Origin of the sequence: Streptomyces iranensis (assembly GCF_017874715.1) — a bacterium.
GTDB lineage: Bacteria > Actinomycetota > Actinomycetes > Streptomycetales > Streptomycetaceae > Streptomyces > Streptomyces iranensis.
Genome location: NZ_JAGGLR010000013.1, coordinates 261,933 through 280,890 on the forward strand (window position 1 = coordinate 261,933; position 18,958 = coordinate 280,890).

Below are 18,958 nucleotides of genomic sequence, written 5' to 3' on the forward strand. Positions count from 1 at the left end.
AAGCGTAAAGCCAGCGTACGCGGCTTTGCTACGCGCCCCGAACCGCGAGATGCACGACGTCGGGAACACCCCGGGCAACGGCGACCTCTTCCGTACGCACCTGTGTGAACCCGGCATTCCGGAGAGATTCCCCGAACGCGGGCGACGGCTGCGCCGACCATACGGCCAGTACCCCGCCCGGTGCGAGACGCGCCGCGCAGGCCGCGAGCCCGGTGGCGGAGTAGAGGCCTCCGTTGTCCTCGGTGACGGTCCAGTCGGGGCCGTTGTCGATGTCCAGGCACAGCGCGTCAAAGGTGCGCGGGCCCGTTCGCAGCCACTCGACCAGATCGGCGTGGACGACCTCGGTGCGCGGATCGGCCAGCGCCCCGGAGGTCACGGCCGCCAGGGGTCCAGCACGGTGCCAGTCGATCACCGCGGCCTCCCGTTCGACCACCGCGATCCGCCCCCACCGGGCCGCCGCCACCGCCTCGACCAGCGAAAACCCGACGCCGAGCCCGCCGATGAGCAGGGCGGGGGAGGGCCGGTCGGCGGGCAGCGCGTCGAGGGCGGCACGGATGAGCAGCCGCTCGGAGCGGCCGTCGGAGGTGTCCATGAGGAAGCAGCCGTTGGCGATGATCTCGAAGACGGCGTCGGCCGAGGATTCCGCGCCGCCGCGCCGCCGCAGCACCACCTCGCCGTACGGGCCCTCCCGGCGGTCGACGGTCACCGGCCGGTCGTCGGCGGCGGTGTGGAGGTCGTACGGCGGCTGCGGCTGCATGGGTGTGGGATCCTCCCGGGCGGTTCCTGACCCCGCCATCCTCGCGCCGCCGCGGCTCGCTGGTCCAACCGATTCAACGGTGGTCCGGCGCCGTGCGGTGGCGTGGTGCGGCGTCGTCCATGTCACAGCACGGGGCGCCGTGACATGACTCACCGGGTCCCGGTTGTTGTTCCGGCCATGGCGGACAACCGGGCAGCGGGGGGAGCGGGGGCGGGCCCGCGCGCGCCGCTCACCGTGCCGTTCACCCTCGGCTACACGCTTGTCCTGCTCGGCACCGGGCTCTACGCCCGGCTCGGCGACCCCGGCACCGTGCGCGATCTGCTCGCGGGCTCCAGTACCGATGTGTCCCACCTCTCCGAGCGGCCGCTGCTGACGCTGCTGGTCAGCGCGTTGTGGGCGGTGGGCGGGCTCACCTCGCCGTATCTGGTCGCCTTCCCCCTGGTACTCGGCGCGCTGGAGCGGCGGCTCGGCGGGGTGCGCACCGCCGGGGTCTTCCTGCTCGGGCATGTGCTGGCGACGCTGCTCACCGAGGTTCCGGTGGCCGTCTCCGTGGCCGCCGGGCATCTCCCGGACAGCTCGCTGCGCCGCCTCGACTACGGGGTGAGCTACGGGCTGATCGCCTGCGCCGCCGCGCTCGGCGGGCTGCTGTCGCCCCGGCGGCGGTGGGCGCTGCTCGGCGGGATCGGCCTCGCGCTCGCCGCCGGGGTCCTCGTCGACTTCGATCCGCTCACCGGCTGGGGCCATGCCTTCGCCCTGCTGCTCGGCGTCCTCTCCTGGCCGTACGTCCGGCGAAACGCCAGGTGGCGCCCGTGGTCACGGCGAAGCGACGACGCCTCGCCCGGCTTCGCTCACAGCGAACGAGCGTCCGGGAACACCTGAACCCCCTCCGCGCATTGAGTGGGCATTGACTTATTGAGTCCTCGTGACTCAACTTGCCTGCCGAAGGGGAGATCATGGCTTCGCTGTCGACACCGCTCACCCTGCCCGTACTGCCTCTCGATGACGAGGTGGTGCTCCCCGGCATGGTGGTGCCGCTGGACCTTTCCGATACCGAGGTACGCGCCGCGGTGGAGGCCGCCCAGGCCGCCGCTCGCTCCAGTGGGAGCGGGGGCGGTAAGCCGAAGGTGCTGCTGGTGCCGCGCGTCGACGGCACCTACGCCGGTATCGGCACGCTCGGCACCATCGAGCAGGTGGGCCGGCTCTCCGACGGAGACCCCGGCGCGCTGATCCGAGGGGTGCGCCGCGTCCGCATCGGGGCCGGGACCACCGGACCCGGGGCGGCCCTGTGGGTGGAGGGGACCACGGTCGAGGAGATCGTGCCCGACCCCCTGCCCGGTGCCGTCACCGAGCTGATCAAGGAGTACAAGGCGCTGGCCACCAGCTGGCTGCGCAAGCGCGGCGCCTGGCAGGTCGTGGACCGGGTGCAGCAGATCGACGACGTCTCGCAGCTCGCCGACAACTCCGGCTACTCGCCCTTCCTGTCCGTGGCCCAGCGCGTCGAGCTGCTGGAGACCGCCGACCCGGTGGCCCGGCTGAAGCTGGCCGTCACCTGGCTGAGCGACCACATCGCCGAGCAGGACGTGGCCGAGTCGATCGCCAAGGACGTCCAGGAGGGCGTCGACAAGCAGCAGCGCGAGTTCCTGCTGCGGCGCCAGCTCGAAGCCGTCCGTAAGGAGCTCGCCGACCTCAACGGCGACCCCGAGGACGAGTCCGACGACTACCGCGCCCGCGTGGAGGCCGCCGATCTGCCCGAGAAGGTCCGCGAGGCGGCCCTCAAGGAGGTCGACAAGCTGGAGCGGTCCAGCGACCAGAGCCCCGAGGGCAGCTGGATCCGCACCTGGCTGGACACCGTCCTGGAGCTGCCCTGGAACGAGCGCACCGAGGACGCGTACGACATCCAGGGCGCCAAGGCCGTGCTCGACGCCGACCACGCGGGCCTGGAGCACGTCAAGGAGCGGATCACCGAGTACCTGGCGGTGCGCAAGCGCCGCGCCGACCGGGGCCTCGGCGTCGTCGGCGGCCGCCGCGGCGGCGCGGTGCTCGCGCTGGTCGGCCCGCCCGGCGTCGGCAAGACCAGCCTGGGCGAGAGCGTCGCCCGCGCGATGGGGCGGAAGTTCGTCCGGGTCGCGCTCGGCGGCGTCCGGGACGAGGCGGAGATCCGCGGCCACCGGCGCACCTACGTGGGCGCGCTGCCCGGCCGGGTCGTCCGGGCCATCAAGGAGGCGGGTTCCATGAACCCCGTCGTCCTCCTGGACGAGATCGACAAGGTGGGCTCCGACTTCCGCGGCGATCCGGCCGCGGCCCTGCTCGAGGTCCTGGACCCGGCGCAGAACCACACCTTCCGCGACCACTACCTGGAGGTCGAACTCGACCTGAGCGACGTGGTCTTCCTCGCCACCGCCAACGTCCTTGAGGCCATCCCGGAGGCGCTGCTGGACCGGATGGAGCTGGTGCGCCTGGACGGCTACACCGAGGACGAGAAGGTCACCATCGCCCGTGACCACCTGCTGTCCCGTCAGCTGGAGCGGGCCGGTCTGGAGCCGGGCGAGGTCACGGTGACCGACGAGGCGCTGCGCAAGCTGGCGGGCGAGTACACCCGCGAGGCGGGCGTACGGACCCTGGAGCGGTCCATCGCCCGGCTGCTGCGCAAGGTGGCGGCCCAGCACGAGCTCGACGAGCGCGAACTGCCCTTCACCGTCGGCGTGGCGGAGCTGCGCCCGCTGATCGGCCGGCCGCACCACACCCCCGAGTCCGCCCAGGACCCGGCCGAGCGCCGCACCGCCGTCCCCGGCGTCGCGACCGGGCTCGCGGTCACCGGCGCGGGCGGTGACGTGCTGTTCGTGGAGGCGTCGCTGGCCGACCCGGAGACGGGCGGCGCGGGGCTGAGCCTCACCGGTCAGCTCGGCGACGTCATGAAGGAGTCCGCCCAGATCGCGCTCTCCTTCCTGCGCTCGCACGGCGCGGAGCTGGAGCTGCCGGTCGGCGATCTGAAGGAGCGCGGCGTCCACCTCCACGTCCCGGCGGGCGCGGTGCCCAAGGACGGCCCGAGCGCGGGCGTCACCATGACCACCGCGCTGGCCTCGCTGCTCTCCGGCCGCCAGGTGCGCCCGGACGTGGCGATGACCGGCGAGGTGTCCCTGACCGGGCGGGTGCTGCCCATCGGCGGCGTCAAGCAGAAGCTGCTGGCGGCGCACCGGGCCGGGGTGACCACCGTGATCATCCCCAAGCGCAATGAGCCCGATCTGGACGACGTCCCCGCCGAGGTCCTGGACAAGCTCGACGTCCACCCGGTCGCCGACGTCCGCCGGGTGCTGGAGCTGGCCCTCGAACCCGCTCGGGCGGCGGCCCCAGAGGTTCCGGTAGCGGCGTGAGATTGAGGCAGACAGGTCTGTCTGGTAGCTTCGGCAGCGACCCAGACAGACCTGTCTGTTCGCATGCCGTACCGTCCTCGGAGGAACTCCGTGCGCACCCTGCTCGTCCTCGCCCACCCCGATCTCGCCGCATCCCGGGTCAACGCCGCCCTCGCCGAGGCGGCCCGGCCGGTGGAGAACGTCACGCTCCACGACCTCTACGCCACCTATCCCGATCTGCGGATCGACGTCGAGCGCGAGCAGCGGCTGCTGCTGGAGCACGACCGGATCGTCCTGCAGTTCCCCTTCTACTGGTACTCGGCGCCGCCGCTGCTGAAGAAGTGGCTGGACGAGGTGTTCCTGCGCGGCTTCGCCTACGGCAGCGGCGGCACCTCGCTGAGCGGCAAGTCGCTGCTGATCGCCACCTCGACGGGCAGCACCGAGGAGCAGTACGGGCCGGGCGGGGCCCACCCCTACCCGGTCGTCGATCTGCTCAACTCCTTCGACGCCACCGCCAACATCACCGGGATGCGTTACGAGGAGCCGCTCATCGTGCACGGCACCCATGGGCTCGGCGACGCCGAGCTCGCCGCGTACCAGGACCGCTATCGCGAGCTGCTGGCCTCCGGTGTGCTGCGGAAGCGCGCGCTGTCCGCGGCCTGACGGCCCGGGGCGCGACACACGAGAAGGGCCCGGCCGCTCGCTCATATGGCGGCCGGGCCCTTCCGCGTACGTCCGGGCCCTTCGCGTACGTCCGTACGTAAGGGGTGCTACACCCGCACCGGGCACGCCTGCGTGACCAGTGCCCGCGCCGCCTCCCGGGCGGCCTCCGTGAATTCCGGCCTCGGCTCCAGCGCCGCCGCTGCCATCACCCCGTCCACGAGCACGGAGATCTGCACGGCGAGCCGCTCGGGGCCGGCGGCCCCGGCCTCCCGGGCCAGCTCGGTCAGCCAGGCTCTCACGGCCCGCTTGTGCTCGGCGGTCGCGGCGTGGGTGGCGGTGTCCGGCTCGGTCTCGCCCGCGGTCCTGATGAAGGCGCAGCCGCGGAAGCCGTCGCGCTCGGTCGCCGAGTCCAGCGCGTCGAAGAGGCCGATGAGCCGGTCCCGGGGGTCGGCGCCGACCGCCTCGGCGGCCTCCCGCAGCGCCCGGCGCCAGTGCTCGTCCGCTCTGCTCAGATAGGCCAGCACCAGATCGTCCTTGGCGCGGAAGTGGGAGTAGAGCGTCGCCTTCGCCACGCCCGACTCGGCGATGATCCGGTCCACTCCGACCCCGCGCACCCCATGGGCGTTGAACAGCGCGGTCGCGGTGGACAGGATCCGCTCATGGGCGGAGGGACGGGCGCTGCTCATGATCAAGCTCCTTGACGCGGGCACACGGGGCCGTGGGGGCGACCGGGGCCGTGGAGCGACCGGGGCCGTAGAACGACCGACGCCCTCCAGCGTACAGACAGACCTGTCCGTACGCCGGAGGGCGGGACGCGCCGCATGCGGTCGACGCGCCAGGTGTGGGGGGTGCCGCGAGGCGGGGCTCAGCCGTTGGCGAGGGCCTGCAGCCGGTCCATGGCGCCGTTGAACTTGTTGTGGTCGCCGACCGTCGGGCCGGAGGAGGTGTACTGCCAGATGGTGTGGAAGCCCCAGCCGGCGGGAAGCTCACCGACGGACGAGCCGTAGCGCGGAATCCACAGCGGGTTGACGCCACCGAAGGCGGCGGAGTTGCCCGTGCAGGTCTTCCACCAGCTAGTGGAGGTGTAGATGACCGGATCGCGGCCGGTGCGCGACTTGTAGGTGCTGCTGAAGGACTTGATCCAGTTGACCATCGCACTGGCGCTCAGCCCGTAGCAGGTCGCGCCGTAGGGGTTGTACTCCATGTCGAGCGCGCCCGGCAGGGTCTTGCCGTCCTTGGACCAGCCGCCGCCGTGGTCGACGAAGTAGTTGGCCTGTGCGGCGCCGGTCGAGTTGTTCGGCAGGGCGAAGTGATACGCGCCGCGGATCATGCCGACGTTGTACGAGCCGTTGTACTGCTGGGCGAAGTAGGGGTTGGTGTAGCTGGTGCCCTCGGTCGCCTTGGCGTAGGCGAACCGGACGCCGCTGCTCCACAGCGTCGACCAGCTGACATTGCCCTGGTGGCTGCTGACGTCCACGCCCTCGACGGTGGCGAGCAGCCCCGTCGGCGCCTCACCGGTCGTGGATCCGCCCTCGTGCTTGGCTATCTGGGAACCCGCCCAGTCGTCCTCGGGATGGGGGATGGCCTTGTCGCCCTGTCCCTGGGCGGCGAACGCCGAACCGGGCAGTGCGAGGGCCATGGCGAGGAACGTGGCGAGAATGCCGATCAGCGCACTGAGGGCGCGTCGGGCCGAACCAGGTCTGTGCACAGGCATGGCGTTGCCTCCGAAACCTCGGTGGGGGGAGCTCCGATTGGAATGACCATGTCAGGAGTTGACGCTACGGGCGTAGATAGGCCGACGGAAGGGGGAGAGTGTGATGCCGTTGGTCTAATCCTGCGAAATACTGGTGGAGCTGCGGTAACAGCCGTGCGTGGTAGAAACTTTCACGAAGTGAAAACCCGGAGAGGGCTCTGACGTGCACAACAACGGGGCGTTGCCCCCTGAGCGGGGTGAGGGGGGCACCGTGGGTGGCATTGGTTTGGACCATGCATTCCTGGCTCTGGAGCGCGAATTGGCGGTCTTCCTCCGCAGAGCCCGTGCCGCTTCGGGGGAATTGGCCCGGGAGGTCCACCCGGAGCTCGAATCCGCCGCCTACGGACTGCTGATGAGGCTCGAGGACGCCGGTGCGCAGCGCGCCACCGAGCTCGCGGGCTTCGTGGGCGTCGGCAAGGCCACGATGAGCCGTCAGCTCCGGGCTCTCGAGGGGCTCGGACTGGTGACGCGGACGCCCGATCCGGCCGACGGCCGGGCCTTCCTGGTGGAGTTGACCGAGGAGGGCCGCAGCCGCTTCAGCGCCGTGCGGGGCGCCCGGCGGGCGCGGTACGCCCGCCGCCTCGCCGGGTGGGAGCGCAGCGAGGTCGCCGAACTCGCCAGGCTGCTGCACCGGTTGAACGCGGAGCAGGAGGCCGACGACCGCGGTCAGACGGCGCGCGCGGCGCAGGAGTAGGGCGCTCATACACGTCAGGATCGGCGACCGGCGCGCATCCGGCGACGCGGACGTGGCAACCGCGCTACCCCACTGGTGGGGGCGGCCCCCGCGGTCAGGGCTCCACGAAGACCACGGCCGCGTCGTCATGGTTCTTGCCCCGGGGGAAGGCCGTACGGTCCGGATCGGCGTGCTCGGCCGCCCGCACCCGGTCGATCAGCGCCTGCGGGCCCTCCTTGCGCAGCAGCGCGAAGCACTCGGTCCAGTCGCCCTCACCGAACCTCTCCACCCAGCGCGACGCCCCGTCGGTGAGCGCCGCCAGCGCCCGCACCTCGCCGCGCGGGAGCTCCCCGGTGACCGCCTTATGGGAGACGGCGGGGTCGGCGGCGGCGGTGAAGAAGCCGCCCGCCACGTTGCGCAGCGGGGCGAGCCGCCGGCCCTCGGCCCGCAGCCGGTCGATGCGGTCGTCCAGGACCGGGGTCACTCCGTCATGGGTCCGCTCGATGAGCAACACCGAGTCGGACAGCACCAGATGCTCGATTCGCTCGGTGTTCCAGCGCGCCGCGACGACGGTCGCCTGGGGTGTGAGGGGGTGAGAAAGGTCACATGTTGAACTATGAGCGGCGGCGGTCCGGGCGATCGCCTCGGAGAGGCATTGTGTCAGGGGCATATCCCGTCGTGAACCGGACAGTTCGAGCAGCGATCCGCCGAGCCGTGCGGTGAACCAGTCCACGCTGTGGACGCATCCGTCCCCTCCCTCGGGCGGGGTCACCCCGTCCAGCACCACGAGCGCACCGCCGCTCCCCGAGGCGGGGAGGGCTACTGACGCGTAGTCCTCGTTGGGATATTGCTGATCGCCGGGGGCGGTCGCGAGTTCGATGCGCATTCCCTCAGTCTGCCGGACCCCTGTCGATCACTACGGCGGCGAGGGCCGGACCGGGTGTTGGTCCGTACCAAATCCGTCGCCGGTTTCTCCGCTGCCTGATTGGGGCGGGATTGACACTTCTGGGAAGCTGCGGGTGGGCATCTTGTCAGGGCGTCGAGGTCTTTACCAATCCGCGCAAGGTGGTGGGAAGGTATGGCCGCGAGCCAAAGTTGGTGGTCAACTACGCAATACGGTTCACTCGTTCGGGTGGCCGGGTGGGTGATGCGTACCCGCCCCAGACCCGTCCTGAAAGGGTCGGAATCCCTACCAGAGGTGGGGAAACACAATTGGTGATCCGTCGTCACCTCTGGTCCACGTCAGCGGTCGGGCGAGAATGGATTGTGAGCACCGGTGCGGAAGAAGCGGCTTCGGGGCACCACGCGCGATGCGGTCGGCGAGCCACGCCAGGATGAGGCGGCGCCGCGACGGCGCACCGTACGCGTCCGCCGTCGGCTCACCACGTCCGTCGCCCTCGTCTCCGTCGCCGTCCTCGGGGCCGGAACCCCCGCCGTCCTGCTCGCCCTCGACGACACCACCGACGCCCAGCACCTCGTCGACCTCGCGGAGACCAACCGCTCCACGGTGACCCTCTCCCACGCCCTCGCCGACGAGCGCGACGCCATGACCCGCTATGTCGCCGACGGCCGCACCTCGGCCTCCGGCCACGGGGTCTCCGAGGAGATGCGCGCCCGCGTCGACCGCCGGGTCCGGGAGGCGCGCGGGGACGTCCCCGCCTCGGTCCGGCGGCGCCTCGACGCCCTCCCCGAGCTGCGGCAGGAGGCGCTGACCGGCAAGGGCTCGGCCACCGACGTCTTCACCGCCTACACCCGCACCGTCCAGGCGCTGAACGGGATCAGCGACACCCTCGCCCGCCGGCTCCCGGCCGACGCCGAGTCCGGCGGCACCGCCGCGCTGGCCCCGCTCGGCCGCGCGGTGGAGGAGGCGTCCGCCACCCGCGGACTGCTGCTGGCCGCGCTCGACGCGGGCGGCGGCCAGCCCACGCTGGTCTCGGCCGCGCAGCGGACCAACCTCCGCGAGCAGTCGGCGCTCGACGACTTCGAGCAGTTGGCCCCGGCCGCCATGCGCGAGGCCTACCAGCGCACCGTCAGCGGCACCGAGGTCGGCTCCGCCGAGCGCTACCTCGCCCGGCTCACCGACCAGAGCCGCCTCTCGGGCAATGACTTCTTCCTCCAGAAGGACCGCGTCGAGGCCGCCCTGAACGCCCGGATCGACCAGATGCGCGGCGCACAGTCCTCGCTGGCCTCCGCCGAGGCCGCCCAGCTCGCGCGGGTGCGGGACGACGAGGTCACCGACCTGGAACTGCGCATCGGCATCGTGGGCGCCGCCCTGCTGGTCGCCCTCGGCGCCGGAGTGCACAGCGCCCGCTCGATGACCCGGCCGCTGGCCGCCCTGCGGCTCGGCGCCCGGCGGGTCGCGGCCGATCCGGCGGCCGAGGAACCGGTGGAGTTCAAGGGCCGCGACGACGAGTTCGCGGACGCCGTACGGGCCGTCAACGAACTGCACGCCAAGGCCGCGCAGACATACGAGCGGGTCGCCGAGCTCGAGCGCGAGCGCACCCGGCTCATCGGTGAGCGGCAGCGGCTGGCCGATGAGCGGGACGGGCTGCGCGCCGAGCGGGACGCGGTCACCACCCGGCTGGAGGGGCTGCGGGCCCGGGTCCACGGCAGCTTCGTCAGCCTCGCGCTGCGCTCGCTGGGCCTGATCGAGCGCCAGCTCGCCATCATCGAATCCCTGGAGGAGCGGGAGCAGGACCCCGACCGCCTCGAGACGCTCTTCCAGCTCGACCACCTGGCCACCGGGATGCGCCGCTACGGCGAGAACCTTCTGGTCATCGCGGGCTCCGAGCAGAAGGCGACCCACCCGGGGCCGGTGCCGCTGCTGGATGTGCTGCGCGCCTCGATCAGCGAGGTCGAGCGGTACGACCGGGTGCAGATCCAGGCGCTGCCGCCGCATGCCCAGGTCGCGGGGTTCGCCGCGGACAGCGTCAGCCACCTGATCGCCGAGCTTTTGGAGAACGCGACATCGTTTTCTCCGCCGGACGCGGCGGTCCAGATCTCCGGCTGGCTGCTGGAGACCGGCGAGGTCATGCTCTCCGTCCAGGACGAGGGCATCGGCATGACGCCCGAGCGCTTCGTCGAGCTGAACAACCGGCTCGCGGACCCCGTTCCCGAGTACTGCCAGGGCCCCCAGCCGGAGGACCCGCTGGGCCTCGGGCTGTATGTGGTGACCCGGCTGGCCGCGCGCCACGGCATCCGCGTACAGCTGCGCGAGCAGCAGCCGGGCGGGGTGGCGGCCGTGGTCGTCCTCCCGACGAAGATCCTCCCCTCCGGTTCGCCCGGCGCCGGGCTGCCGCCCGCCCCGCCGGTGGGCGCGAGCGCGACGTTCGGCGCCACCGGACCCTCCTCCTTCCTGGGCTTCCCGGGCTCGGAGGCCGAGGCGAACTCCAACGCGCTGCCGGGGCAGGTCCGTTCGGTCGCGCCCGGCCAAGAGGGTGTGGCGGGGGCCGGTGCCGAGCCGGTCGCGCTGCCCGCTCCGTCCGCGGAGCCGGACCCGGCGCCGCAGGCCGTCGAGCCGGAGCCCGAGGACGAGCCCCGCCTTGGGCCTGAGCCCCGCCTTGGGTCTGAGCCCCGCCTTGGGTCTGAGTCCCGCCTTGGGCCCGAGCCCGTCGACGCCGCCGCCGAACCGGAGCCGAGCGCCCCCTGGGCCGTCCCCGGTGAGCAGTGGGGCCGGACCGGGGACACGGGCCGTGACTACCCCCTGGAGCCCACGCCGCCGCGCGGCCATCCGGCCCCGGAAAGCCCCGGTGCGCTGCCCGCCCTGCCCAAGCGCGTCCCCAAGTTGGCCCAGGCCGACGGGCAGGACGACGCCCGGCCCGGCGCGGACGACAAGGCCCCGGCACCTCAGCCCGAGGAGCCCGAGGAGCCGGAGGTCCCGGCCGTCGAGCAGACGATGGAGCTGACGCTCCGGCGCCTGGGCGAGAGCCAAGGGGACGACTCCGAGGACCGCGGTGGCCGCTCGGACCGTACGGATCCCGACGACCGCGAGGGTCGCGAAGGCCGCGAGGGTCGCGAGGACCGCGAGGGTCGCGACGTACATGAGGACGCCGCGGACCGCGCGGGCGCCGACGGCCGCGACGGCCACGCGGACGGCGACGACCACGCGGACCGCGAGTGGTACATCGGCGGCCACGGCATACGCCCGGTCGGCGCGGCCGCCTGGGGCCCGGCCAACCGCGGCCCGGCGTGGCCCGGCGGCCCGGCGGACCGCGCCCCGGCGTCGTACGACGGCCCGGAAGGCAGCGTCCCGCCGTCGCCCGGCGGCAGGACGGCGGAGGGTGGTGAGCGGGCAGGCGGCGGTGAGCCGTCCGCCGATCCGTACGCCATCGGCCCCGACCAGCACGGCCGCCCGGACGACGAGGCGGCGCGCACCGACAAGGGGCTTCCCAAGCGGCGACCGCGGAACGTGGCCCTCCGGGAGCCCGATCCACGGGAGCGGACCGGCTCGGTGAACGCGGAGGAACTGCGGCGCCGGCTCGGTGGGTTCCAGCGCGGCGCCCGCGAGGGACACCGCGACGCCGCCGCCGAGCTCGCCGCCCGCGGCGAGCCCGCGCGGGGGCACGGGGGACCAGCAGGGCAAACGGGGGCGCAGAACGAGGGTGGCACGGTTGAGGAGGCACGCGGGTGAATGCGCCCAGTAGTACCTACGGGTTGAGTCGCGAGGCCCGTAATCTGCACTGGTTGCTGGCGAACCTGGTCGAGGAGGTGCCGGGCGTCCGTTCGGTCGTGGTCGTCTCGACCGACGGGCTGATGTTGCTCTCCTCCGACACACGGCACCACGCCGCGGCCGCGGCGGCCGATCCGTCGGTGCAGGACGGCCCCAAGGGCTCCAGCGCGGATCTCGCGACGATCGTCTCGGGGCTCGGCAGCCTCACGCTCGGCGCGGCGAAGCTGATGGAAGCCGGCAGTGTCAAGCAGACGATGGTGGCGATGGACGAGGGCAGTCTGTTCGTCATGTCGATCAGCGACGGTTCGCTGCTGGGGGTGCACGCCACCCCCGACTGCGACATGACCGTCGTCGCCTATCACATGGCGTTGTTCGTGGGCCGGGCCGGACATGTGCTCACCCCCGAGCTCCGCAATGAACTACGCAGGTCGCTGGAGCACGCACAGTGACGGCCGCCGGGTCCGGCCGACCCGCCCGTAAACCCGCTCGCGTACGTCCGTACTCACTCACCGGTGGCCGCACCCGCTCCGGCCATGTGCTGCTGGTGGAGACCTTCGTCGCGGCGCTGGAATCTCCGGACGGACGGCTCGACCTGGCCCCCAGCGGGTTGAACTCCCGGATGCTGCCGGAGATCCGGGCGATCATCGAACTGTGCGCCAGGATGCGCTCCGTCGCGGAGGTCTCCGCGATGCTCAAGATCCCACTCGGTGTGGTGCGCGTCCTGCTCAGTGACCTGGCCGACCAGGGAAAGATCCGCGTCTACGGCACCGGGCGGGGCCCCGGCCAGCCGGACCGCGCGTTGCTCGAAAGGGTGCTCAGTGGACTTCGCAGGCTCTGAGACGATCACGGCGACCCCGCCGGCGACGTCGGAGATACCCGGGGCCGGGATACCCGGGGCCGAGGAGGTGCTCCAGAGGTGGCAGACGGACCGCTCCCGCGCGCCGATCGCCACCAAGATCGTGATAGCGGGAGGCTTCGGCGTCGGCAAGACGACCTTCGTCGGCGCGGTTTCGGAGATCACTCCGCTGCAGACCGAAGCGCTGATGACGCAGGCCAGCGAGAGTGTGGATGACCTCGAGGCGACGCCCGAGAAGCTGACCACCACCGTCGCGATGGACTTCGGCCGGATCACGCTGGAGAACGATCTGGTCCTGTATCTCTTCGGCACCCCCGGTCAGCAGCGCTTCTGGTTCATGTGGGACGACCTGATGCGCGGGGCCATCGGCGCGGTGGTGATGGTCGACACCCGGCGCCTGGACGAGAGCTTCCCGGCACTGGACTACTTCGAGAGCCTCGGACTGCCGTACGTGGTGGCGGTCAACCACTTCGAGGGGACTCCGCTCTACCAGGCCGAGGACGTACGGGACGCGCTCTCCGTGGCGTCCTCCGTGCCCGTGGTGATGATGGACGCCCGGCGCCGGATCGCGGTCGTGGACGCGCTGCTGGCGCTGGTGAGGCACGCCGTTGACGTGTCACCCGAGTGACGTAACCTCTGCTCCGCCCGTGGGATGGAATGCTCTGTTCCTCTTTCCGGCCCGAGCATGAGGGAGAGTCGACGGCCATGCGGAAGATACTCATCGTGGGTGCCGGTCAATCCGGCCTCCAACTCGCTCTCGGCCTCCAGTCCCGGGGCTACGAGCTCACGCTGATGTCCAGCCGGACGGCCGATGAGATCCGCGGCGGGCGGGTGATGTCCACCCAGTGCATGTTCCACACCGCGCTGGGGCACGAGCGCGATCTGGAGCTCAACTTCTGGGAGGAGCGGGCGCCGCGGGCCTGGGGCCTCGGGGTCTCGGTCGCCGGGCCGCCGGCTCCCGGGGGCCATCCGCGGGTCATCGACTGGGTCGGCCGGCTCGACGGTTACGCCCAGTCCGTCGACCAGCGGATCAAGATGGCCGGCTGGATGGAGACGTTCGAGCAGCGCGGCGGCCAGGTGGTCATCCACGGCGCCGCCGTCTCCGACCTGGACGTCCTCGCCAGGAAGTACGACCTGGTGCTGGTGGCCGCGGGCAAGGGCGAACTGGTCTCGCTCTTCGGCCGGGACGCCGCCCGCTCCCCGTACGACACCCCGCGGCGCGCCCTCGCGGTCGCCTATGTGCACGGCCTCGGCCCGCGCCCCGAGCACCCCGACGTCGACGCGGTGCGCTGCAACCTCGTCCCCGGCGTCGGTGAGCTCTTCGTGATGCCCGCGCTCACCAACAGCGGCCGCGCCGACATTCTCTTCTGGGAGACCGTCCCGGGCGGTCCGGCCGACTCGTTCCAGGGCATCACCGACCCCTCGGAGCACCTGGAGCGCGTCCTGGAGCTGATGGAACACTTCACGCCCTGGGAGTACGCGCGCGCCACCAAGGTCGAGCTGACGGACGCGGGCGCCACGCTGTCCGGGCGGTACGCGCCGACCGTGCGCCACCCCATCGGGCGGCTGCCGGGCGGCGGGCTGGTCCTGGGCGTGGCCGATGTCGTGGTGGCCAACGACCCGATCACCGGCCAGGGCTCCAACTCCGCGGCCAAGTGCGCGGCGGCCTATCTGGAGAGCATCCTCGAGCGCGGCGACCGGCCGTTCGACGAGGAGTGGATGCGGACGACGTTCGACCGCTACTGGGAGAGCGCGCGGCACGTCACCAAGTGGAGCAACGCGATGCTGGCCCCGCCGCCGGAGCACATCGTGAACCTCCTCGGCGCGGGGTCCGCCTTCCCGGCCGTCGCCCACCGCATCGCCAACGGCTTCGACGACCCCTCCGACTTCGAGAACTTCTTCTACGAGCCGGAGAAGACGGCCGCCTATCTGGACGAGGTCAGGGAAGAGACCCGGGCTGCTGAAGTCGAGGCCTGCGATGTGGCTGAGGCCACTGAAGTCGAGGCCTGCGATGTGGCTGAGGCCATTGCAGCCGAGGTCTGCGCTGTGGCTGGGGCCGACGACGAGGCCGAGGCGGACGACCGCGTCCCCGAGGCCGTCCGGTCCTTCCGCTGACACCGGCCGTCGCCGCAGCCGTCACCGCTTCTTGGCCACCGTGACCGGACCCGGGCGCACCACGCCCTGCAGCGGATTGGAGGCGAGCGGGGAGAGCTTCACCCGCTGGCCGGGGCGCGGCGCCTGGACCACCTGGCCGTTGCCCGCGTACATCGCCACATGGCTCGCCCCCTTGTAGTAGATCACCAGATCGCCGGGGCGCAGTCGGCTGAGTGGCACCCGTGGCAGCTGGCGCCACTGCTCCTGGCTGGTGCGCGGGATGGTCCGCCCGGCATACGCCCAGGCGGATGAGGTCAGCCCCGAGCAGTCGAAGGAGTTCGGCCCCTCGGCGCCCCAGACGTACGGCTTGCCGATCTGGTTCAGGGCGTAGGCGAGCGCCCGCCGCCCGGCCTCCGCGGACGCCATTCCGGGGCGGCGGCCAGGGGACTGGTGGGGGTGGGGGCGGGGCGCGGTGACGGTGGCCACCGGTGAGGGGGCGCCCGCCGCCGGGGTGTCCCGGCGGCTTCCGGGGGCCGGGGCGGCGCCGGTGCCCGTGCCGCCGTTCGTGGTGCCGCCCGTGCCGCCGTTCGTGGTGGCGGGCGGGCCCGCGGCGCCGGGTGAGGTGCCATTCGCGGAGCCGAGCGCCCCGGAGGCGAGCAGTTTGCGCTGGGCCTTCGCGGTCTCCTGGCGCTCGCGCTGGGCCACCTGGGCGATCTGGCGGGTGCTGAGCGCGGCCAGCAGCTTCTCGATGGAGCGGAGCTGTTTCTTCACCTTGTCCCGCTGTTTCATGCGCTTCGCCGCCAGGGACAGCTGTTTGTCCAGCGCGGTCCGTGCCCGGGTGGCGATGGTGTCGGCGCGCCGCTCGCCCTTGGTCAGCCGCTGGATCAGGGCGGCCTCGCGGCCGGCCGCCCGATCCAGCTCCCGCGCCTCGTCGGCGGCGTTCTCCGGGTGCGGGGTGAGCAGAGTCAGCAGGAAACTGTAGGAGGAGAGCGCGCTGTGGCCCTGGTACTGCCGGCGGGCCAGCCGTCCCGCGTCGTCGTGGCTGACGGCGAGCTCGGTACGGGCGTGGACGAGCTGGGCCGTGAGCTCCCTGGTCCTGGTGCGCTGCTTGTGCAGCTTCTCCTCGGTCCCGTTGTACGCCTCCGTCGCCTCCTCTGCCTGCCGGTACAGCGTCTTGAGCTGCGTCAGCAGCTCGGACACGGACCGGTCGGCGGGGTGGACGGGGGCGGCCGACGCCTTGGCCGCCGGAACGGCGGGCACCAGCGCGGCGGCCGCGGTGATCGCCGCCGCGCAGACCGAGCCCACGATCCGTCCTGACACGTGATCACCTCCGGCTCCGAGACGCCTCTGTTCGGCGTCCAGCTCAGCAGGGATCGTGGCATGACGTTCGTATCTTCAGGAGAATTGTGGGCGAGTCGGACGAATACGGTCACCCGTCCGGCGGGCGATCAGCTCGGCCCGACGGTCAGTTCGGCTTGGACCACGGCCACTTCGGCCCGCCACCCGGCTTCCCCTCCGGGTCGTACTCATAGGCCCAGACCCGGACCAGGCCCAGCCGCTTGGAGGTGGCGGCGGGAACCCTGCGGTAGACATACACCGTCGGCGGTCCGCCCGCCTCGTTCTCCACCGGCACCTCGTAGGTCTTCGGCGGCTGGCCCGTGAGGCCGACCAGCACCGGCAGCACCCGGCCGTCCAGCGGCCCGCCCACGAAGGGCGTCTCCTCGCTTCTCACACCACGACCGTACGTCTCACGACGACCGTTCGTCCCAGCACGGCTGTACGTCTCGCCACGTACGTCTCACCGGCCGCGCTCGTCAGAGCAGATGCGACGCCTCGCCCAGCGACGGCACCACGCGGCGCGCCAGCCGCCCGACCGGTCCCTCTGCGGGCTCCATCCTGACCGCGGCCTTCATCACCCGGGCCGTCTGCGGGTCGGTGGCCGCGGTGGCGGTCAGCATCGCCACGAACTGGTCCACCAGCCAGTCGCGCAGTTCCTCCAGTGACGGCCGCTTCTCCTCGTCCAGCCAGATCAACGAGGCCGCCTCGACGGCCGTGATCCAGGTGCGCACCATCATCCGCAGCCGCGCACCGGGCTCCTCGACCGCCAGATGGAGCAGGATCTCCTCGGCCGCCGCCCGCCGGACCTCGTCCACGATCGCGTTCGTCCGCGAGGTCTCGGCCACGCTGCCGCTCTGCAACAGCGCGCTGAACCCCGCGTCGTGCTCGTCCACGAAGGCCAGATAGCGGTCCAGCACCCGGCTCAGCCGGGCGCTGAGCGGACCGCTCCTGGGCTCCTCGAAGCACCGTTCCAGCTCATCCGCGGCGCTGCGCAGCGCCGCCTCGTACAACTGCTGCTTGCCGCCCGGGAAGTAGCGGTAGACCAGCGGACGGGAGGCCCCGGCGGCCGAGGCCACATCGTCCAGCGACACGTCCTCGGGCGCGCGGTGGGCGAAGAGGCCGAGCGCGGCGGTGAGGAGTTCGGCGCGCCGCGCCTCGACGCTCAGCCTGCGGTAGCTGCCCCGGCGCGCGGCCGGTGGGCTCGCGGTGGCCGGTGGCCGCGCGATGGCCGATGGGCTCGCGGTGGCCGATGGGCTCGCGGTGGCCGGGGGTTCCGCCGCCGGGCGCGCGGCGGCACTCGCCTCCGCCGGGGGTGTCGCCTCCGGGGGCGCCGGAGCGGTGCCGCTGCCTGTCGTCATGCCTGGCAGCGTAACCGCCCGTCGTTACGGAGCGGATGCCCCCTTCGGTCCGACCCGAATGGGCCCTTGGGCCCGGTCCGAACGCGCCCTTGGGCCCGGCGGCCCAACGCCCCTTGGCCCGGCGGCCGATGCCCCCTGGCCTCAGCCCTACGGGGTGTCCGGCGGATCCTTTCCCTCCCATCCGGCGGATCCTTTCCCTCGCACGGGGCTTCGCTCCTGGACCCCGGGGTCTGGGGCGGAGCCCCCACGCGGCGGAGCCGCATATCGACGCTGCGTGGGATAGGGGCGGAGAGGGGAACAGCCCGCCGCAGGCGGCCCCTAGGCCAGCAGCCCCGAGCTCCTCCACAGTCGGCGCCCCACGCCCCGCATCACCCCGACGTCATCGAGGAATTCGGTGAGCTTGCGGGCGCCGTTGCGCATCACCTCGCGCCGGTGGGCGCTGGCCCGCACTTGAGCGACGGCCGCGCGGCGGTCGAGTCCCACGTCCGTGTAGACCTTGGGGTTGATGAACGCCTGCGAGAAGATCCGGGAGAACTCCCCGGAACCGATCCGGGTCAGCTCCGCCTCCCAGCGCGGCGCCCGCAGCATCTGGCGGCGCAGCTCCTCGCGCGCGTACCGCACATGGCGGGCCTCCTCGACCACATGGATCCGGGTCACCCCGCGAATCAGCGGCTGAACGCGCTCGTCGGGGAAGGTCAGCCGCTGCATCCAGTCCAGGATCTCCTCGCCGAGGAGGGTCGCGGTGAACGAACCGGGCGTGGTGGAGAACGTCTTGAAGAATCGGCCCAGGTTGTGGTGGAGCGGGGCGACCGGATACGCCGGGGTGCCGCCCTTGGTGATCAGCCGCGCGAACATCTTGGAGTGACGGCACTCGTCGGCGATCTCGGTGAGCGCGTACCGCACATGGGCGCTGGTCGCGGGCTTGTCGTAGATGTGCCGGGTGAGCAGCTGGATCAGGATGATCTCGAACCATATGCCCAGGGAGGCGAGGGCCGCCGCCTCGTGCTGGGAGAGCAGTAGCCGCTGCTCCTGCGACATCCGGCGCCACATGGGCGTGTCGTAGAGCGACACCAGCTCCGGTGGCCAGAACCACTTGCCGGGTTCGAACGGCGCGTCCCAGTCCAGTTCGGTGTCGGGGTCGAAGGAGTGCTTGGCGGAGGACTGGAGCAGCCGCTCCGCGACCCGTTCGCGGTCCTTGATCAGCCCGAGCGCGTCCCGGAGCGCGGGTGGTTCGGTCGTGGTGGACATCGTCGAGGGCACCTCACTGATGGCTCGGACAGGCGCCGGGGGGAACGGTTACCGGCGGATACCTCTTATGAGACTCCGTGTCAGCAAGGCCGTCAATCCCTTGCGGAGGTCTTATTGACCGCTGAGTAACGGACGTGTGAGCCTGCCGAGTACGCATCCGTTCACGGGGGAGCGAGGCGAAGGAGGCGTCGGTGGCGAC

At 72.1% G+C, this 18,958-nt stretch carries 17 protein-coding genes; 9 read left to right on the forward strand and 8 right to left on the reverse strand.

Annotated features, from left to right (window positions below):
• Positions 1–28 precede the first annotated feature (28 nt).
• Positions 29–757, reverse strand: coding sequence for a spermidine synthase family protein (locus J2Z30_RS24900; RefSeq protein ID WP_044570042.1), 729 nt, complete (start codon positions 755–757; stop codon positions 29–31).
• Between the two features lie 177 nt (positions 758–934).
• Between J2Z30_RS24900 and J2Z30_RS24905 the strand changes: the two genes are divergently transcribed.
• The 3 genes from J2Z30_RS24905 to J2Z30_RS24915 all read left to right on the forward strand — a co-directional run bounded on the left by J2Z30_RS24905 (position 935) and on the right by J2Z30_RS24915 (position 4,770).
• A complete protein-coding gene (locus J2Z30_RS24905) occupies positions 935–1,636 on the forward strand; it encodes a rhomboid-like protein (protein ID WP_245388380.1) in 702 nt (233 codons plus the stop codon).
• 74 nt (positions 1,637–1,710) lie between these two features.
• Positions 1,711–4,128, forward strand: coding sequence for an endopeptidase La (gene lon / locus J2Z30_RS24910; protein ID WP_044570040.1), 2,418 nt, complete (start codon positions 1,711–1,713; stop codon positions 4,126–4,128).
• Positions 4,129–4,218: 90 nt separating this feature from the next.
• Positions 4,219–4,770, forward strand: a complete 552-nt coding sequence (locus tag J2Z30_RS24915; RefSeq protein ID WP_044570038.1) for an NAD(P)H-dependent oxidoreductase — start codon at positions 4,219–4,221, stop codon at positions 4,768–4,770.
• Positions 4,771–4,877: 107 nt separating this feature from the next.
• Here J2Z30_RS24915 and J2Z30_RS24920 read toward each other — a convergent pair whose 3' ends face one another.
• Complete coding sequence (locus J2Z30_RS24920) at positions 4,878–5,456, reverse strand: TetR/AcrR family transcriptional regulator (RefSeq protein ID WP_044570036.1); 579 nt, start codon at positions 5,454–5,456, stop codon at positions 4,878–4,880.
• A 179-nt stretch (positions 5,457–5,635) separates the two neighbouring features.
• Positions 5,636–6,484: a lysozyme gene (locus tag J2Z30_RS24925; RefSeq protein ID WP_044570034.1), complete on the reverse strand. Its 849-nt coding sequence runs from the start codon at positions 6,482–6,484 to the stop codon at positions 5,636–5,638.
• Between the two features lie 202 nt (positions 6,485–6,686).
• On the opposite strand from J2Z30_RS24925, the gene J2Z30_RS24930 reads away from it, so the two are divergent.
• Positions 6,687–7,217, forward strand: a complete 531-nt coding sequence (locus J2Z30_RS24930) for a MarR family winged helix-turn-helix transcriptional regulator (RefSeq protein ID WP_078956642.1) — start codon at positions 6,687–6,689, stop codon at positions 7,215–7,217.
• 94 nt (positions 7,218–7,311) lie between these two features.
• Here J2Z30_RS24930 and J2Z30_RS24935 read toward each other — a convergent pair whose 3' ends face one another.
• Positions 7,312–8,082: a protein phosphatase 2C domain-containing protein gene (locus tag J2Z30_RS24935; RefSeq protein ID WP_044570032.1), complete on the reverse strand. Its 771-nt coding sequence runs from the start codon at positions 8,080–8,082 to the stop codon at positions 7,312–7,314.
• Between the two features lie 390 nt (positions 8,083–8,472).
• Between J2Z30_RS24935 and J2Z30_RS24940 the strand changes: the two genes are divergently transcribed.
• From J2Z30_RS24940 to J2Z30_RS24960, 5 genes are all read left to right on the forward strand, one after another.
• Positions 8,473–11,826 carry a sensor histidine kinase gene (locus J2Z30_RS24940; protein WP_044570030.1) on the forward strand — a complete coding sequence of 1,118 codons (3,354 nt, stop codon included), beginning with the start codon at positions 8,473–8,475 and terminating at the stop codon, positions 11,824–11,826.
• Entirely contained in the window at positions 11,823–12,314 is a 492-nt protein-coding gene (locus J2Z30_RS24945) for a roadblock/LC7 domain-containing protein (protein ID WP_044570029.1), read from the forward strand. Before J2Z30_RS24940 ends, J2Z30_RS24945 begins: the two co-directional genes overlap by 4 nt.
• Positions 12,311–12,703 (forward strand): DUF742 domain-containing protein, encoded by a 393-nt coding sequence (locus J2Z30_RS24950; RefSeq protein ID WP_020868455.1) that lies wholly within the window; start codon positions 12,311–12,313, stop codon positions 12,701–12,703. Before J2Z30_RS24945 ends, J2Z30_RS24950 begins: the two co-directional genes overlap by 4 nt.
• A gap of 34 nt (positions 12,704–12,737) precedes the next feature.
• Positions 12,738–13,349 carry a GTP-binding protein gene (locus tag J2Z30_RS24955; protein WP_106969044.1) on the forward strand — a complete coding sequence of 204 codons (612 nt, stop codon included), beginning with the start codon at positions 12,738–12,740 and terminating at the stop codon, positions 13,347–13,349.
• Positions 13,350–13,426: 77 nt separating this feature from the next.
• Positions 13,427–14,836 carry a styrene monooxygenase/indole monooxygenase family protein gene (locus tag J2Z30_RS24960; protein WP_044570027.1) on the forward strand — a complete coding sequence of 470 codons (1,410 nt, stop codon included), beginning with the start codon at positions 13,427–13,429 and terminating at the stop codon, positions 14,834–14,836.
• A gap of 21 nt (positions 14,837–14,857) precedes the next feature.
• Here the strand turns inward: J2Z30_RS24960 and J2Z30_RS24965 are convergent, their stop codons facing one another.
• From J2Z30_RS24965 to J2Z30_RS24980, 4 genes are all read right to left on the reverse strand, one after another.
• Positions 14,858–16,135 carry a C40 family peptidase gene (locus J2Z30_RS24965; protein WP_044570025.1) on the reverse strand — a complete coding sequence of 426 codons (1,278 nt, stop codon included), beginning with the start codon at positions 16,133–16,135 and terminating at the stop codon, positions 14,858–14,860.
• Positions 16,136–16,280: 145 nt separating this feature from the next.
• Complete coding sequence (locus J2Z30_RS24970) at positions 16,281–16,547, reverse strand: DUF8847 domain-containing protein (RefSeq protein ID WP_044570024.1); 267 nt, start codon at positions 16,545–16,547, stop codon at positions 16,281–16,283.
• Positions 16,548–16,629: 82 nt separating this feature from the next.
• Complete coding sequence (locus J2Z30_RS24975; RefSeq protein ID WP_245388382.1) at positions 16,630–17,511, reverse strand: TetR/AcrR family transcriptional regulator; 882 nt, start codon at positions 17,509–17,511, stop codon at positions 16,630–16,632.
• A 318-nt stretch (positions 17,512–17,829) separates the two neighbouring features.
• Positions 17,830–18,759, reverse strand: a complete 930-nt coding sequence (locus J2Z30_RS24980) for an AurF N-oxygenase family protein (protein WP_044570023.1) — start codon at positions 18,757–18,759, stop codon at positions 17,830–17,832.
• Positions 18,760–18,958: the final 199 nt, after the last annotated feature.

Bases quoted from the DNA above. Each gene is read 5' to 3' on its own strand.
- J2Z30_RS24900 (WP_044570042.1), bottom strand. From the start codon at position 757: ATGCAGCCGCAGCCGCCGTACGACCTCCACACCGCCGCCGACGACCGG.
- J2Z30_RS24980 (WP_044570023.1), bottom strand. From the start codon at position 18,759: ATGTCCACCACGACCGAACCACCCGCGCTCCGGGACGCGCTCGGGCTG.
- lon (WP_044570040.1), top strand. From the start codon at position 1,711: ATGGCTTCGCTGTCGACACCGCTCACCCTGCCCGTACTGCCTCTCGAT.
- J2Z30_RS24960 (WP_044570027.1), top strand. From the start codon at position 13,427: ATGCGGAAGATACTCATCGTGGGTGCCGGTCAATCCGGCCTCCAACTC.
- J2Z30_RS24920 (WP_044570036.1), bottom strand. From the start codon at position 5,456: ATGAGCAGCGCCCGTCCCTCCGCCCATGAGCGGATCCTGTCCACCGCG.
- J2Z30_RS24935 (WP_044570032.1), bottom strand. From the start codon at position 8,082: ATGCGCATCGAACTCGCGACCGCCCCCGGCGATCAGCAATATCCCAAC.
- J2Z30_RS24925 (WP_044570034.1), bottom strand. From the start codon at position 6,484: ATGCCTGTGCACAGACCTGGTTCGGCCCGACGCGCCCTCAGTGCGCTG.
- J2Z30_RS24905 (WP_245388380.1), top strand. From the start codon at position 935: ATGGCGGACAACCGGGCAGCGGGGGGAGCGGGGGCGGGCCCGCGCGCG.
- J2Z30_RS24975 (WP_245388382.1), bottom strand. From the start codon at position 17,511: ATGACGACAGGCAGCGGCACCGCTCCGGCGCCCCCGGAGGCGACACCC.